14 protein-coding genes and 1 tRNA gene are annotated in these 14885 nt (G+C 39.1%); 12 read left to right on the top strand and 3 right to left on the bottom strand.

Going from position 1 to position 14885, the window contains the following annotated elements; translation table 11 throughout:
• The first annotated feature begins 312 nt into the window (after positions 1-312).
• The 6 genes from tkt to AAEO50_RS14590 all read left to right on the top strand — a co-directional run bounded on the left by tkt (position 313) and on the right by AAEO50_RS14590 (position 8446).
• Positions 313-2316: a transketolase gene (tkt, locus tag AAEO50_RS14615; protein ID WP_341985025.1), complete on the top strand. Its 2004-nt coding sequence runs from the start codon at positions 313-315 to the stop codon at positions 2314-2316.
• 214 nt (positions 2317-2530) lie between these two features.
• Complete coding sequence (gene sirA / locus AAEO50_RS14610; RefSeq protein WP_341985024.1) at positions 2531-2968, top strand: sporulation inhibitor of replication protein SirA; 438 nt, start codon at positions 2531-2533, stop codon at positions 2966-2968.
• An 84-nt stretch (positions 2969-3052) separates the two neighbouring features.
• A complete protein-coding gene (locus AAEO50_RS14605; protein WP_064093594.1) occupies positions 3053-3274 on the top strand; it encodes a YneF family protein in 222 nt (73 codons plus the stop codon).
• Between the two features lie 224 nt (positions 3275-3498).
• Entirely contained in the window at positions 3499-4626 is a 1128-nt protein-coding gene (locus AAEO50_RS14600; RefSeq protein ID WP_341985023.1) for a CamS family sex pheromone protein, read from the top strand.
• A gap of 257 nt (positions 4627-4883) precedes the next feature.
• A complete protein-coding gene (locus AAEO50_RS14595) occupies positions 4884-6659 on the top strand; it encodes an ABC transporter transmembrane domain-containing protein (protein WP_341985022.1) in 1776 nt (591 codons plus the stop codon).
• Positions 6638-8446: an ABC transporter ATP-binding protein gene (locus AAEO50_RS14590; RefSeq protein ID WP_341985021.1), complete on the top strand. Its 1809-nt coding sequence runs from the start codon at positions 6638-6640 to the stop codon at positions 8444-8446. The genes AAEO50_RS14595 and AAEO50_RS14590 overlap by 22 nt, the downstream gene beginning before the upstream one ends.
• A 108-nt stretch (positions 8447-8554) precedes the next feature.
• On the opposite strand, the gene AAEO50_RS14585 is transcribed toward AAEO50_RS14590, so the two are convergent.
• Positions 8555-8731 (bottom strand): aspartyl-phosphate phosphatase Spo0E family protein, encoded by a 177-nt coding sequence (locus AAEO50_RS14585; protein WP_341985020.1) that lies wholly within the window; start codon positions 8729-8731, stop codon positions 8555-8557.
• A 256-nt stretch (positions 8732-8987) separates the two neighbouring features.
• On the opposite strand from AAEO50_RS14585, the gene AAEO50_RS14580 reads away from it, so the two are divergent.
• The 4 genes from AAEO50_RS14580 to AAEO50_RS14565 all read left to right on the top strand — a co-directional run bounded on the left by AAEO50_RS14580 (position 8988) and on the right by AAEO50_RS14565 (position 11429).
• The gene (locus tag AAEO50_RS14580) at positions 8988-9695 is read left to right on the top strand and encodes a cytochrome c biogenesis protein CcdA (protein ID WP_341985019.1); all 708 of its coding nucleotides are present in this window, start codon (positions 8988-8990) and stop codon (positions 9693-9695) included.
• Between the two features lie 120 nt (positions 9696-9815).
• Positions 9816-10178, top strand: coding sequence for a response regulator (locus AAEO50_RS14575; RefSeq protein ID WP_341985018.1), 363 nt, complete (start codon positions 9816-9818; stop codon positions 10176-10178).
• 112 nt (positions 10179-10290) lie between these two features.
• Complete coding sequence (locus AAEO50_RS14570; RefSeq protein ID WP_341985017.1) at positions 10291-10770, top strand: cytochrome c biogenesis protein CcdC; 480 nt, start codon at positions 10291-10293, stop codon at positions 10768-10770.
• 179 nt (positions 10771-10949) lie between these two features.
• Entirely contained in the window at positions 10950-11429 is a 480-nt protein-coding gene (locus tag AAEO50_RS14565; RefSeq protein ID WP_341985016.1) for a site-2 protease family protein, read from the top strand.
• A 317-nt stretch (positions 11430-11746) separates the two neighbouring features.
• Here the strand turns inward: AAEO50_RS14565 and AAEO50_RS14560 are convergent, their stop codons facing one another.
• Complete coding sequence (locus tag AAEO50_RS14560; RefSeq protein ID WP_341985015.1) at positions 11747-12175, bottom strand: DUF2621 domain-containing protein; 429 nt, start codon at positions 12173-12175, stop codon at positions 11747-11749.
• A 309-nt stretch (positions 12176-12484) separates the two neighbouring features.
• Between AAEO50_RS14560 and AAEO50_RS14555 the strand changes: the two genes are divergently transcribed.
• Positions 12485-13816 carry an ATP-binding protein gene (locus AAEO50_RS14555; protein ID WP_341985014.1) on the top strand — a complete coding sequence of 444 codons (1332 nt, stop codon included), beginning with the start codon at positions 12485-12487 and terminating at the stop codon, positions 13814-13816.
• A gap of 61 nt (positions 13817-13877) precedes the next feature.
• Here AAEO50_RS14555 and AAEO50_RS14550 read toward each other — a convergent pair.
• Positions 13878-13974: transfer RNA gene (locus AAEO50_RS14550), tRNA-Sec, on the bottom strand.
• Between the two features lie 311 nt (positions 13975-14285).
• Here AAEO50_RS14550 and AAEO50_RS14545 point away from each other — a divergent pair.
• Positions 14286-14813, top strand: a complete 528-nt coding sequence (locus tag AAEO50_RS14545; protein WP_341985013.1) for a hypothetical protein — start codon at positions 14286-14288, stop codon at positions 14811-14813.
• Positions 14814-14885 lie beyond the last annotated feature (72 nt).

Genomic DNA, 14885 nt, shown 5'->3' with positions numbered 1-14885 from the left:
CTAAGCCCTGTAGCTGGACAGGTGACCCCTTTGAATTTAAATAGGCTCACCAACCGCCCGCGGAAAGCGAAGTCTTGCACGGAAATCATTAGCGGCGTTAAATAGTTCATTTTCAATCTATAAAGTGCTCTAGTTTCTCGGGAGTTATTATCTACCAGAAACTACAAAGGAAAATCTCCGATAAAAATACCTTATAAGAAGGGTTTTTATTTTTCAACAAAACAAAGTCATGTTATCATTCAAGTTAGTTGTATAAACTATCGAAGAAGATTAATATTAATAAGGAAGTATGAAAAGGAAGGATGTCTGACAATGTTTGATAATACAGATCAATTAGCGATTAATACAATGAGAACATTATCTATCGATGCAATTGAAAAAGCAGGTTCAGGACACCCGGGTATGCCTATGGGTGCAGCACCGATGGCATACACTCTATGGACACGCTTTATGAATCATAATCCGAAAAATCCAGAGTGGTTTAACAGAGACCGTTTCGTTTTATCTGCCGGCCATGGCTCCATGCTGCTCTACAGCCTTCTCCACCTGTCGGGCTACGGCGTTTCAATGGATGACCTTAAGGAATTCCGCCAATGGGGAAGCAAGACACCAGGTCACCCGGAATATGGCCACACTCCAGGAGTAGAAGCTACTACAGGCCCTCTAGGTCAAGGTATCGCGATGGCAGTTGGAATGGCACTTGCAGAAAGACATTTAGCTGCAACCTATAACAAAGATGACTACAATCTTGTGGACCATTATACATACTCGATTTGCGGTGATGGCGATTTAATGGAGGGTGTATCCTCCGAAGCAGCATCTTTAGCCGCTCACCTCAAACTTGGACGCTTGGTTGTTCTTTACGATTCAAATGATATTTCCTTGGATGGAGAACTGGATAAATCGTTCTCTGAAAGTGTAAAAGGCCGTTTTGAATCTTATGGATGGCAATATATAAGAGTGGAAGACGGTAATGATCTCGAGGAGATTGCAAAAGCGATCGAAGAGGCTCAATCAGATACATCACGTCCTACGATGATTGAAGTGAAAACGGTCATCGGATATGGAGCTCCTAATAAATCAGGAAAATCAGATGTACATGGCGCACCGCTGGGCGAAGAAGAAATGAAGCTAACCAAAGAAGCTTACAAATGGACATTTGATCAAGATTTCCATGTTCCTGATGAGGTATACAGCCGTTTTGAAGAAAAAATTCAACACACTGGTTCCCAAAAAGAAGAAGAGTGGGCAAATCTGTTCGTTAAATACAAAGAAGAATACCCTGAGTTAGCTGTTCAATTGGAAGCTGCAATCAAAGGAGAGCTTCCTGAAGGATGGGACAGTGACATACCTGTGTATGAAGAAGGTAAATCACTGGCAAGCCGTGCATCTTCAGGTGAAGTTTTAAATGCCATTGCGAAAAATCTTCCTTCATTCATCGGGGGATCAGCCGATTTAGCCGGTTCAAACAAAACAATGATTAAAGGAGCGGCAGACTTCACTCCTGAATCATATGAAGGGAAAAACATCTGGTTCGGTGTCCGTGAATTCGGAATGGGTGGAGCCATGAATGGTATGGCTTTACATGGAGGATTAAAAGTCTTTGGCGGTACATTCTTTGTGTTCAGTGACTATTTAAGACCAGCGATCCGTCTAGCTGCACTTATGGGTCTTCCTGTAACGTATGTGTTCACACATGACAGTATTGCTGTAGGGGAAGATGGACCAACCCATGAACCGGTTGAGCAGCTTTCGTCCCTTCGCGCGATGCCAAACCTTTGTGTGATCAGACCTGCAGACGGAAATGAAGTAGCTGCAGCTTGGAAGCTTTCCATGGAAAGTACTGATCAACCGACAATGCTAGTGTTATCCCGTCAAAATCTGCCTACATTAAAGGGAACAGCTGATAAAGCATATAACGGTGTAGGAAAAGGTGCATATGTGGTTTCACCAGCAGGTAAGGAACAGCCGGATGCATTATTACTCGCTACAGGCTCAGAAGTCAGCTTGGCTGTAGAAGCACAAAATGCATTAGAAAAAGACGGCATCAGTGTATCTGTAGTAAGCATGCCTTCATGGGACCGTTTTGAAAAGCAGTCCAAGGAGTATAAGGAATCAATCCTTCCTAAGAGCGTAACGAAACGTCTCGCCATAGAAATGGGCTCTCCTCTTGGATGGGACCGTTATGTAGGGACAGAAGGTGACATTCTTGCCATCAATGGATATGGTGCCTCTGCTCCAGGTGAAAGAGTTCTTGAAGAATACGGCTTTACAGCTGATAACGTTGTATCAAGAATTAAAGCGTTACTTCAATAAGAGCTGATTTAACATAATGGCTAACTCCTTAGGAATTAATTTTCTATAGGGGTTAGCCTTTTTTGAGTATAAGAGCCATAGAAATAATCTGTGGATAAGATTCCTCGGGTGATGCCGTTCGACAAAAATAGTGCAATTTCTCTACAATTTCTGACAATGTCACACCTCTATTTTCCTTTATACTAGATAGAAGGAAATGTAGGGGGGAGAATAAGTGAGAAGTTATCAAATCTATTGGATTGAAGAATCATTTGCCAACCACTACTACGGACGTGAAAGAATGTTCTTTGGCCTTTTTTCTGATTGGGAAGAGAGCTCAGGAGAACTGAATCAAATCATTGCTAAACAAGTAGAATTCATCACAAAACCCATTCCTTACCTTCCTACACAAAGAATCCTGCAGCATGAACTGGTAAAGGTTGAAGGAACAAAGTGGATTGAAGCTACTGCCAGGATTGAAAGAGAAGACTCGGGAGCTGCATTGATATTGAATGAAAAATGCATATCGATAGATGCATGGGGACCCCATGACTGCGAGTATATATTCTTTGAAATCTTAAGAAGAAATATGGGTCAATTACTTGCCGTTGATTTGAAAAATGAGCGTTACGGCTGGCTGAAACCAATAAAACAAAGAAAATTTATATATTAATAAGAAATTATGATAGAAATATTGTATAATGTTCCTTGGTTTAGTACACTTTTATAAGGACAACAAGAAGGAGGAAGTAAGAACATGTCAACGACTTGGCTACTTATTCTAGTCGGAGTTCTAGCATTGCTTGCCGGAATTGCACTAGGATTTTTCATTGCTCGAAAATACATGATGAGCTACTTAAAGAAAAATCCACCTATTAACGAACAAATGCTTCGCATGATGATGATGCAGATGGGACAGAAACCGTCACAGAAAAAAATCAATCAGATGATGAACGCAATGAACAAGAATATGAAGTAATAGGTTAGAGCACTCACAATCGTTGAGTGCTTTTTCTATTGATAGTGGAAGAAGGTTCAATTGTGATATGTACATCATTACTCACTCAGATAGTAGAGGAAATGAATCATATACTATCTTTTAACTGGGAGTAAAGAACCGAATGGGATAAGACGAAAAAACTTCATCTTTATTATTCAGTATAAAAATAAATTTATGATAGAATAAGGTGCGGAGGGAATCAAATGAAAAAATGGATGCTAGCTTCACTTTCACTTTTTGTTTTTTTGTCAGGGTGTAATAATAACAAAACTCAAGAAGTAATCGATGAAGAAACACTTGAAATACAAGACAGTGCGGCCAGTGAAGCCCGCGAATATCTAACCTATAAAATCAATAAGCAGAAGAAATCAGTCAATCGGGGCTTGATCACGATGATGATTAATAACCGCAGTGATATGGATGAAATCGAAACGGGTCTTATGTCTTTATCTAAAGATCATTTTTCCCCTGATGATTTTGTTTATCAAGAAGGTCAGTATTTAAAAGATATTCCTTCCTGGTTAGGCAGAGAATCTAAAGACAATGAGCAAGGTCTCAATCCTGCCATAGATATCACAAAAAATATGGGCTGGGAAGAGAGAATCGAACGTGAAAAGAAAGACCCTATGTATCTTGCCTATATACACGAGCAGAATTATGTTGACTCAAAAGGAAAAATAAAAGGAATTTCTTTAGGATTTGCTATGAATAAGATCGATTACATACGTGTGAAAGATTCAAATGGTTTAATGCATTTTGATGAAAAAGTCATTGATGATAAGGTTTTGGAAGAGTATGGAAAGAAAGCCGCCGAAAAAGTTGTCAGCAGAATACGTTCAATGAAAGAATTGAAAGATGTGCCCATTTTCATTTCAATCTATAAATTACAGCCGATAAACAGTGTGGTCCCTGGGAATTATTTCACTAGCAGTTATGTAGACGATAATGATAAAACGATAAAAAAATGGGAAGATATTAAAGAAAAGTTTTATTATTTTCCAAGTAAGGAAGGGGAAGAAAAGGATCGTGACCTTCAGAACCGCATCAGGGATCTGGAAGATTACGTATCTAAATATTTCTCTCATCAAGATATTGAATTTGTTGGTAAGGCACTCTACAAAAAAGATAACTTGAATCAACTGGCCATAGATGTACATACGGGGATGGTCAAAGAAACCGAGCTTATTGGATTTGCACAGGCAATCGGACCGGAAATTGTCGATTACTTCCCCCACATGCCCGTGTATCTCTATGTGAAAACGCCAAAAGGCCTGAAAGCCACAATTGTAAAAGAAGTCGATCAAGAACCATTTGTTGAAATCCATGAGTAATTATTACAAAAGATGCTGAAACAAAGTGTTTCAGTCTAATAAAACCCGATCTAATTGAATTCTAGGATTCAAATTAGGTCGGGTTTTTTGAATGTTAGGTTATAGTTTAAGTTTTGTCCAGCCTCTATTTTTATTGACAACTTTGAAGTGGGACGGTGGCGTTATGATTAATAAAAAAATGTTCAATAAAGATTTCTCAATTTTTAAAAATCTGTTAAAATAAAGAGTCATTTATTTACATATATGGAGGATAAGATATGAAGGTCTTTTTAGATTTAAAGTGGTTCTTTATCCAAGAAAAAAAATCTTATTTAATGGGGATCATCATCCTTTTATTTGTTGCTTTTCTCCAGTTGATCCCCCCGAAAATTGTGGGGATTGTCGTTGATAGCATCAAAAATAATAATTTCACCCTCAACCAGCTGATGATCTGGATGCTCATTCTCGCAGGTACAGCGCTCTCCATGTACGGGCTGCGGTTCGTATGGCGTATCATGATTTTCGGTTCTGCCACTAAGTTATCCCGATTACTAAGAAATCGTTTATATCAGCATTTCACGAAAATGGCGCCTTCTTTTTATCAAAAAAGAAGGGTCGGGGATCTTATGGCCCATGCCACAAATGATTTACAGGCGATTCAGCAAACGGCTGGATCCGGTGTTCTGACACTGGTGGATTCACTTGCTACGGGAGGATTTGTGATTATTGCCATGGCATTTACGATCAGTTGGAAGCTGACCTTGATTGCGCTGATTCCGATGCCGTTTATGGCTCTGTTGACCAATTACTATGGAACTCTTCTCCATAAACGTTTTCATAAAGCCCAAGAAGCATTTTCGTCTTTAAATGATAAGACTCAGGAAAGCGTCTCGGGAATAAAGGTGATAAAAACATTCGGGCAGGAACAAGAAGATATTGAAGCATTCGAAGAACAATCAAAAGTTGTGGTAGACAAAAATGTTGCTGTTGCCAAAGTCGACTCGTTATTCGATCCGACCATATCCATAATTGTAGGAATCTCGTTTTTCTTATCAGTCGTTTTTGGATCACGTCTGGTCGTGAATGGAGAATTAACGATAGGAGAATTGATCTCTTTTACCACCTATTTGGGATTACTGATTTGGCCGATGCTAGCTTTTGGCTGGCTCTTTAATATTGTGGAAAGAGGAAGGGCGTCCTATGACCGGGTTTCGGCTCTGTTAAGCGAGGATATTGAAATTAAAGACAGAGAAGATGCATTGGAAGTAAGCCCTTCAGGTACTATTGAATTTCGGTTGAACTCATTTTCTTATCCAAATGAAGAAGAAAATAGGTTAGAAGATATTCATTTCAAAGTCGAAAAAGGCAGCACAATCGGGATTGTCGGAAAAACAGGTGCAGGTAAAACCACTATTTTACGGTTGCTATTGAGGGAATTCGAAGGGTATAAGGGAGAAATTGTATTTGGTGAACATTCGATAAAAGATTATAAACTTACCAAATTGCGGGAATCAATCGGTTATGTCCCTCAGGATCATTTCTTGTTTTCTTCAACCATTTTCGAAAACATCGCGTTTACTAATCCATTCATTGAACGCAGTCGTGTGGAAGAAGCCGCAAAGCTCGCTCAAATCCATGATGATATTAAGGATTTCACTTATGGTTATGAAACCATAGTCGGGGAGAGGGGCGTTTCATTATCAGGAGGGCAAAAGCAGCGTATCTCAATTGCAAGGGCCCTCCTGATGGACCCGGAAGTACTTCTCCTTGATGATTCACTGTCCGCAGTGGATGCAAAGACGGAAGAAGCCATTCTATCATCTTTAAGAGAAAACAGATCAGGTAAGACGACCATCATCACTGCTCACAGACTGAGTGCGATTCAACATGCAGACCTCATTCTCGTATTCGATGGAGGAAGAATTGTTGAGCGGGGGACTCATTCTGAGTTAATGAGCTATAAAGGAAAATACAGAGAAATGTATATAAGGCAGCAGTTAGAAGAACTTGTAGAGCATGGGGGGGAAGAGGAATGGAAGAAATTCCAGCAATGACAACGATCCGGCAGCGTAAGATTTTTTTTCGTCTGATGAGATACACAAAACCTCATAAAAAGAAAATTTTCACTGCCTTTTTACTATTGTTGTTAACGACAATCGGTGATGTACTCGGACCGATCATCATAAAAGTCTTCATAGATGATTACTTGACACCGAGAGAGTTTCCTTATGCACCGCTTGTCACTTTGGGATCCGCATATTTAATTATCCAAATTAGTAATGTACTTATTTCTTACTTTCAACTATTAAAGTTCCAGGAAATTGCATTAAAAATCATTCAGCAGCTTCGTGTGGATGTTTTTACGAAGGTTCAGAGTCTTGGAATGAAATATTTTGATAAAACACCTGCCGGAAGCATTGTATCACGTGTGACAAATGATACTGAAGCGATAAAGGATATGTTCGTAAGTGTGATGGTTTCATTCATTCAAGGCGCATTCTTGCTTACGGGAATCTTTATTGCGATGTTTGTCCTTAATTCGAAGCTCGCTCTTTTTTGCTTGTTCATCTTACCCCTCATTTTTTATATCATGGTACTATACCGAAAATACAGCTCGATTTTCTATTTGGATATGAGGGAAAGGCTAAGTGAATTAAATGCAAAGTTGAGTGAGTCATTGCAAGGGATGTCGATCATTCAAGTCTTCAGGCAGGAACAAAGGCTGCGCAAAGAGTTTGGGAAAATCAATGAAAAACATTACTTAGCGGGAATGAAGAATATTAAAGTAGACGGTCTCCTTTTAAGACCGGCGATTGATCTTGTATATGTAGCTGCTTTGATTGTGGTTCTCAGTTTTTTTGGTATTACATCATTTGATCAGCCGATTGAAATAGGGGTGCTTTATGCCTTTGTTAACTATCTTGATCGCTTTTTTGAACCTGTCAATCAAATCATGATGAGGCTCTCTTTGTTTCAACAGGCAATCGTTGCTTCTTCGCGGGTTTTTACATTATTGGATGAGGAAGAAGTATCCCCTCCACAAATAGTGAAGAATGATGACAATAGAATAGAAGAGGGACAAATAACGTTTAATGATGTATCTTTCTCATACGATGGACAGAAGGAAGTGTTGAAAAACATCTCCTTTACTGCCAATCCTGGTGAGACTGTCGCCCTGGTCGGACATACAGGAAGCGGGAAGAGTTCGATCATTAACCTGCTGATGAGGTTCTATGATTATTCTTCAGGTGAGATATTGATAGATGGAAAGTCCATTAAATCTTTCCCAATGAATGATCTGAGAGAAAAGATGGGATTGGTGCTTCAAGATCCGTTTCTTTTCTACGGAACAATCAAGGATAATATCAAGCTTCATAATGAAGACATGTCCGATAAAGAAGTCTTGGAAGCAGCCAGGTTTGTTCAGGCTGACGAATTTATAGAAAGGATGGAGGGAGGTTATTACAGCAAAGTAGTGGAAAGAGGGTCCACTTTATCAAGCGGGCAGCGGCAGCTGATTGCTTTTGCCAGAACCATTGCAACCAAACCAAAGATCTTGATCTTGGATGAAGCGACGGCCAATATCGACACGGAGACAGAGGAAGCGATCCAGACAGCCCTAACAAGGATGAGGAAGGACAGGACTACCATCGCTATTGCTCACCGCTTGTCAACGATACAGGATGCAGATCTGATTCTTGTCCTTCATCAAGGCGAGGTAGCAGAGAGGGGGACTCATCAGGAGCTGCTCTTAAAGAAAGGGATCTATTATAAAATGTTTTTATTGCAAAATGGACTAGTGGAAGGCATGGAAGATGTGGTTTCAAAAGGAATTTCATGAAATTAGAACAGTTGGAAATCAGACCTATTTTAACAGCATCAATTAGAAAAGCAGACCAGATACCGGTCTGCTTTTTCGCTATATGATAAATCTATGCGTTCATGGGTATCAGCTTACTTGAGTCGAAAATTTTTTTATGTATTTCGTATTGTAACTATTCAACAGTAGATCCAACTCTTGACTGTATTGAATGGCTTGAGGTGAAGAAAGTCCATTTTCAGCTACTATATCAATTAATTGAGCACGCTTTTTTTCAATACGTTCGAGAAGCTCTTGTTTAGACACGGCTGTTTCCTTTCTTTTGTAGTTCCTTACAGAAGGAATACAAAACTAGTAATAACTGTAACTTTTTATTAGTATAACGAAAAAGGGATAAATTTTCAAAGCTAAAATAAATATTTAAAGGTGTTGAAACAGGATTGGAAAGATGCGAATCAATTTGTAACTGAATGGTCACAAATCGTTCACAGAATTGATTCTCATAGTCTAAGCGAATGTTTGATAGAATAAAGATATATAAACAAAAGTAGGAGTTGTAAAAATGGCAGATATCAATCTATTTCTGGCTTTCGGGGCAGGTTTTTTAAGCTTTATCTCACCATGCTGCCTGCCTTTATATCCGGCCTTCTTATCCTATATTACAGGGATGAGTGTTAGCGAGCTTAAAGCGGACAATTCGATGCTGCAGAAGCGGAGCCTTGTACATACCATATTTTTTCTCTTGGGCTTTTCAGTCATATTCATCGCAATCGGATTTGGTACATCCTTTATAGGAGAATTCTTTCTCGACTATAAAGACTTGATCCGACAACTTGGCGCGATATTTATTATTGTATTCGGATTGGTGGTCATAGGTGTCTTCACTCCTGAAATGCTGATGAAAGAACGCCGTATTGAATTCAAGAATAGGCCTTCAGGTTTTATAGGTTCTGTATTGATTGGGATGGCATTTGCTGCCGGATGGACACCATGCACAGGCCCTATTCTTGCTTCGGTACTTGCCCTTGCAGCAACGAATCCAGGTTCAGGGGTTCTTTATATGACAGCTTATGTACTAGGTTTTGCTATTCCGTTTCTCATCCTTTCTTTCTTTATCGGGAAAATGAAGTGGATTAGAAAAAACAGCGCAAAAATCGTTAAAATCGGCGGATATATCATGATTGCCGTCGGTATTATGCTTTTCTTTGATTGGATGACCGTCATTCTTTCCTATTTCACTTCTATATTCGGGGGATTCCAAGGATTCTAAGAACTTTCGCAGTGGATTTACATTGAAACATTCTTATGATTAATGATATAGTAAGAATACAAATAGGACTATAGTATCATAAGAGAAATGCAGCCAAAGCGTTTACGAGGAGGAACACCTGTGGCAACAATACTAGTAGTGGATGATGCAAAGTTTATGAGAATGACACTTGGAAATATGCTGACATCCAGTGGACACACTGTAGTAGGTGAAGCGGAGAATGGCGCAGAAGCTGTGAAGAAATATAGGGAACTCAAGGCGGATCTTGTAACAATGGATATTACGATGCCTGAGATGGACGGTATAGAAGCTGCGAAGGAAATTTTGAATGAGTACCCGAAAGCGAAAATCATTATGTGCTCAGCCATGGGACAGCAGAAAATCGTTGTGGAAGCGATTGAATGCGGCGCCAAGGATTTTATTGTAAAACCTTTTGATGAGGTAAGAGTTGTTGATGCAATAAAGAGAGTATTAGGTTCATAATAGGGGAAGGGGTTGAGGATATTTCAACCTTTTTTTTTGGTTGTTTTTGTTTTCACACAAAATAAGCTATAATATAAAAGTAAATAAGTAGAGAGTTAAAGGATGATCGTTTATGATGATTGCTTCATCCATCGCAGCAATATTTATGGGGTTTTTTGTATTATTTATTCGAATGAAAGCCCAGAAAAAGCCGGTAAGTGGTAAAAAAATCATTTTACCGCCGCTTTTTATGAGTACAGGGGCTTTGATGTTTATTTTCCCTTTCTTTCGTGTGACATTGTGGGAGTTTTTGGAAGCACTTACCGTGGGAATGTTGTTTTCCATCTTACTGATAAAGACGTCTAAATTTGAATTACGGAATAATGATATTTACTTAAAACGTTCCAAAGCGTTTGCGTTTATATTAATCGGCCTTCTTATCATCCGGATTGTCGCCAAATCGATACTGAGTACGACAATCGACTATGGTGCACTGAGCGGCATGTTTTGGATCCTTGCATTTGGGATGATCGTACCTTGGCGGATTGCCATGTATATTCAGTATAGAAAACTCTATCAGGAAAACCGTGACCTTACTACAAACTCCATTTGAAGGAATCGTGATCAGGAAGCAGAACAAAATGAAGCCATTTTGTTCTGTTTTTTTGTTGGCTTGAAATGGAGTGCAGTGTGCGTATTACGTTTTTTTTACAAATGATAAAAAAGAGAGTATCTAGTTTTACTCAGGGGGAAACAGGGAGAGTAACATACATATACAAAGGGGGTTGCACCTTGTTCACTTTACATGATATCTGGACGTTTTTTCTGGCATTCTTTTTAACTCTGCCGCTTGTGACGATTGTACATGAAGCTGGTCATGTATTGGTGGCGAGAATATTTGGCGCAAAAATAAAATTTGCGATTGGCACAGGTAAAAAATTATTTAATATAGGCCCCCTGGAAGTCAATAGAATGTATTTTATGGAAGGCTGGTGTCAATACACGGAATTAAAATACAATAAAGTGTGGACACATGTGTTGATTTATTTATCCGGCAGCCTGTTCAACCTCATTGTCATTCTAATGATTAATTTTCTCATCTATCAAGGGGTTATCCCTGTTCACATCTTTTTCTATCAATTTGTTTATTTTTCAGTATACTTTATCTTTTTTTCACTATTCCCTTATCGGAATGGAGAAGGAAAGCCCAGTGATGGACTAGCCATCTACGACGTTATCAAATACGGAAAAGCCGCGGACCCAATAGATTAAAATAAAAGCGGAGGCGGCTCGCTCAGCCCCGACAAGTATAAGCTTAATGGTCCGGGAAGGCGTCTTTTGCCTTCTTGGCCATTTAGCTTATGACCTCGAGGGGCTAGCCGCCGGAGCTGGATGAGGTAAAAGCGGAGGCGGCTCGCTCAGGCTCCGATGCATAATCTAAAACAAAAGGTAAACGGTGTGAACCGTTTACCTTTTGTTTGCCTTTTTCCATCTTCTATACAGAAGAATAGCTGCCGCTGTGAAAATAATGTATAGCACAATTGGAATCACCAGAATAGACCCCACATTTTTCATCCCTTTTCAATAATTTAAAATAAGTGTTCATAAGGAGTCGCGTCAATCTCCATATCATCCAGTTTTTTTCGGAGAAATTTATGATCTCTTTTTGGCGTGGCCATGATATAGCCTCTTATCACGAGTTCCTGTGAAATTACAGGAGCTTTCTCCCTAAGAGCCAATTCTCCTATTTTGCCTGCAATTTTATATTTCGCAACATCTCTGAATAGTTCAGGTACTGGAGTAACTAATTCATTCAGCATTTTCTTTTCCCGGTCATCCCATAAGTGAACGGTCTGATTTACATAATATTCTTCCCAGTCCATATCTGATTTTCCATCTTCTTTAGGAAATCTTTTTAAGAATTTACGAAACATAAAGAAGCCGCCGATGGCAAATGATGCCGTTAAAAAAACAACCCAAAAAAGGATAAAGTATAAAAACCATCCGTCAAGCTGCATGCTCTCACCTCGATTTTCTAAGCGCTTTCGCCGATCACTGTTTAAATGGCAGAATTCAACCACTTATTTTTCTATTGGTTTGGTTTATTCAAAAGAAAATGGTTAACAGTAATCTCTATGAAAGCTATGTATCGTCTTTCATTATAGACAACCCGAAAGGATGTGACAAGAATATCCTAAGAAATCTAAAAGAGACCTATACTGTTCTTAATAAGAAATGATATACTAATAAATAACAAATATCGTGAAAATTCTTTCTTTTTCGATATTATCTATATCTAGTTTGTTTTGGAAGGACGGAGGGGTCAAATGGCAAAGTACAAAGGCAGAATTTTGTTTGTTTTGGCAGGTGCTCTATTAATAATAATTTGGGACTTCATTTATTATTTTGTTCTTCAATACTCTTTTAACTTACAGGTTGATTTGCTTTTTGGGACACTCATTTTATTTATCGGCTATTATACTGGGAAAAACTACGATGAAAGCAATGAAACCGTCTCAGCCATTAGTAAAAGTGAAGAAAAGATCAAGAGGTTAAACGAGGAGCTGCATCTCGTCCTGCAAAATATTACAGAAGTGGTGTTTCACACAAATTCCAAGGGGGAATTTCAATTTCTTAATCATTCGTGGGAAGAATTGACTGGTTATAGTATTAAGGAAAGCATACATAAGAATGCCCTCCACTTCATATCCCTGCATGAACGACATGAATTTTTGCGTGTATTGAGAAGAAGCATAAGTGAGCAAAAGGAAAAAACAAAAATTGACTTTTCTTTTCAAACCAGGAGCGGTCAGTTTCGATGGGGCGAAGTAAATATCAAATTGAATTATGATGAGAATGGCGAACTGGCAGGTACAGTCGGGACGATATCCGATATAACAGAAAGAATACATAATGAAGAAGAGTTACTTGAAATGAATGAGACCCTTGCCATCGAATCACAGAAACTATCAGTTGCCGGGCAATTGGCAGCAGGCATTGCCCATGAAGTGAGAAACCCTCTCACATCAATAAATGGTTTTCTGCAGCTTTTAAGAGATGATGCTGATGAGAAGACCAGGGAGTATCTCGAAATCGTGTTTTCTGAAATTAAGAGAATTGAGCTGGTACTCAGTGAATTACTGATCCTGGCCAAACCCCAATCAGTTACATATAAACGCATCAATATAGTAGAAACACTCGATCATGTGGCTAAGCTTCTCAATACTAATGCAATTCTTTATAACATAGAAATACAAACCGCTTTTAAGCAAAGGGATTTATACATTAGAGGGGACGAAAATCAGCTGAAGCAGGTTTTTATCAACCTTGTAAAAAACGCCATCGAGGCAATGCCCCACGGAGGCAACATAATGATTGAAGCCGGGTTAAATGAGTACAACAAAGTGGAGCTTAGTTTTAAAGACGAAGGCATAGGCATGAAAAAACAAATCCTTGATAAGCTCGGTGAACCGTTCTTTACGACTAAAACAAAAGGAACTGGTCTCGGTCTCACAATCTGTTTGCGTATCTTAAGAGATCATTCAGCTGACATAAGCGTGCAAAGCGAACAGGGGGAAGGAACGACATTTTCAATTAAATTTGAAGCTGCTCACCAGCAAGAAAGAAAAAAAAGGGAACAAACACAGAAGGTATGGTAAAGGAAGAAGTTTTTAGGGGATCGATGATCATCCTGAAGCTTCTTTTTTTTGAGGATAAGAATGGCGGGACTGCCTGGGAATCGAACCCAGCGGAGACGGCACGCGCCTCCCAAGAGGTTTTGAAGACCTAGGCAAGCACCAGCTCTACAATCAGCCCCGGGTGTTAATCATCTAAAACAGTTATATCATTTTCTCATGTACTGTTCAATGAATACGTTTTAATTATGACACATCTCATTGGTGAAGGCATGTACACTCAATTTCATGCTTGTGCCAATTTAAAATTTATTTAGAATGTTTATAAAATTAGAACTTTGGTGAAAGTAGAAAATATTTCTTTACCAACAGATTATCTCCGTGATAAGATACATTTTGCCGGCTAAAAAATGGAAGAAGTAAGCGATTACTATATGGTTCGCTTTACCTCCCGCACAATTCATGCAAGAGAGACAGAAAGGGGATATGAACTATGAAAAAATTATGGTTCTTAGGTTTAGGTTTATCTTTATTATTAGTTGGATGTTCTGATGCTGGTTCCGAAGAAGGTAAAAAAGAGGAATCTGCAAAATCCAGTGAGGAAAATACAGATGCAGCTGGAGAATTAATGGATTTTTATCTTAATTTAACTACCACAGTAAATGGTACTGATATTGACTTAAATGGATACGAGGCAGCAGTTGGCGGAGAAACACCTCCGACAGGTGACGAGCTTGCAAAGTTGGAAGAGGCAGCTGCAGTTTCGGCTGAGGAATCTGCTGAAGCAGTAGAAAATACAGAAATTCCATCAGGACTTGATGACTATAAAAAAGACATAGAAGAGTTCAAAGCAACATTGGCAGAGTCCTATACGCTAAAAGCAGAGGCACTGAAAGCAGAAGGAGAAGCTGATCTTTCAGCAGCTGAAGAAAAGATGATCGAAGCTGAAAATCAGATCAAAGCAATCCTTGACAAAGCTGGCTTAGTAAGCTCCAGCTTAGTGAACGACTTAAACGGTTAATCCAAATTGACACAAAGAGACTGGGACATAGTGTTTCAATCTAAATACACCCGAACTAGTTTGCTTTTCAGA

The sequence above is a fragment of the Rossellomorea oryzaecorticis genome (assembly GCF_038405515.1).
In the GTDB taxonomy this organism is placed as follows: domain Bacteria; phylum Bacillota; class Bacilli; order Bacillales; family Bacillaceae_B; genus Rossellomorea; species Rossellomorea oryzaecorticis_A.
This window is presented reverse-complemented; position numbering and strand designations above follow the sequence as displayed.

Bases quoted from the DNA above. Each gene is read 5' to 3' on its own strand.
- AAEO50_RS14595 (WP_341985022.1), top strand. From the start codon at position 4,884: ATGAAGGTCTTTTTAGATTTAAAGTGGTTCTTTATCCAAGAAAAAAAA.
- AAEO50_RS14555 (WP_341985014.1), top strand. From the start codon at position 12,485: ATGGCAAAGTACAAAGGCAGAATTTTGTTTGTTTTGGCAGGTGCTCTA.
- tkt (WP_341985025.1), top strand. From the start codon at position 313: ATGTTTGATAATACAGATCAATTAGCGATTAATACAATGAGAACATTA.
- AAEO50_RS14580 (WP_341985019.1), top strand. From the start codon at position 8,988: ATGGCAGATATCAATCTATTTCTGGCTTTCGGGGCAGGTTTTTTAAGC.
- AAEO50_RS14605 (WP_064093594.1), top strand. From the start codon at position 3,053: ATGTCAACGACTTGGCTACTTATTCTAGTCGGAGTTCTAGCATTGCTT.
- AAEO50_RS14545 (WP_341985013.1), top strand. From the start codon at position 14,286: ATGAAAAAATTATGGTTCTTAGGTTTAGGTTTATCTTTATTATTAGTT.
- AAEO50_RS14570 (WP_341985017.1), top strand. From the start codon at position 10,291: ATGATGATTGCTTCATCCATCGCAGCAATATTTATGGGGTTTTTTGTA.
- AAEO50_RS14590 (WP_341985021.1), top strand. From the start codon at position 6,638: ATGGAAGAAATTCCAGCAATGACAACGATCCGGCAGCGTAAGATTTTT.
- AAEO50_RS14600 (WP_341985023.1), top strand. From the start codon at position 3,499: ATGAAAAAATGGATGCTAGCTTCACTTTCACTTTTTGTTTTTTTGTCA.
- AAEO50_RS14560 (WP_341985015.1), bottom strand. From the start codon at position 12,175: ATGCAGCTTGACGGATGGTTTTTATACTTTATCCTTTTTTGGGTTGTT.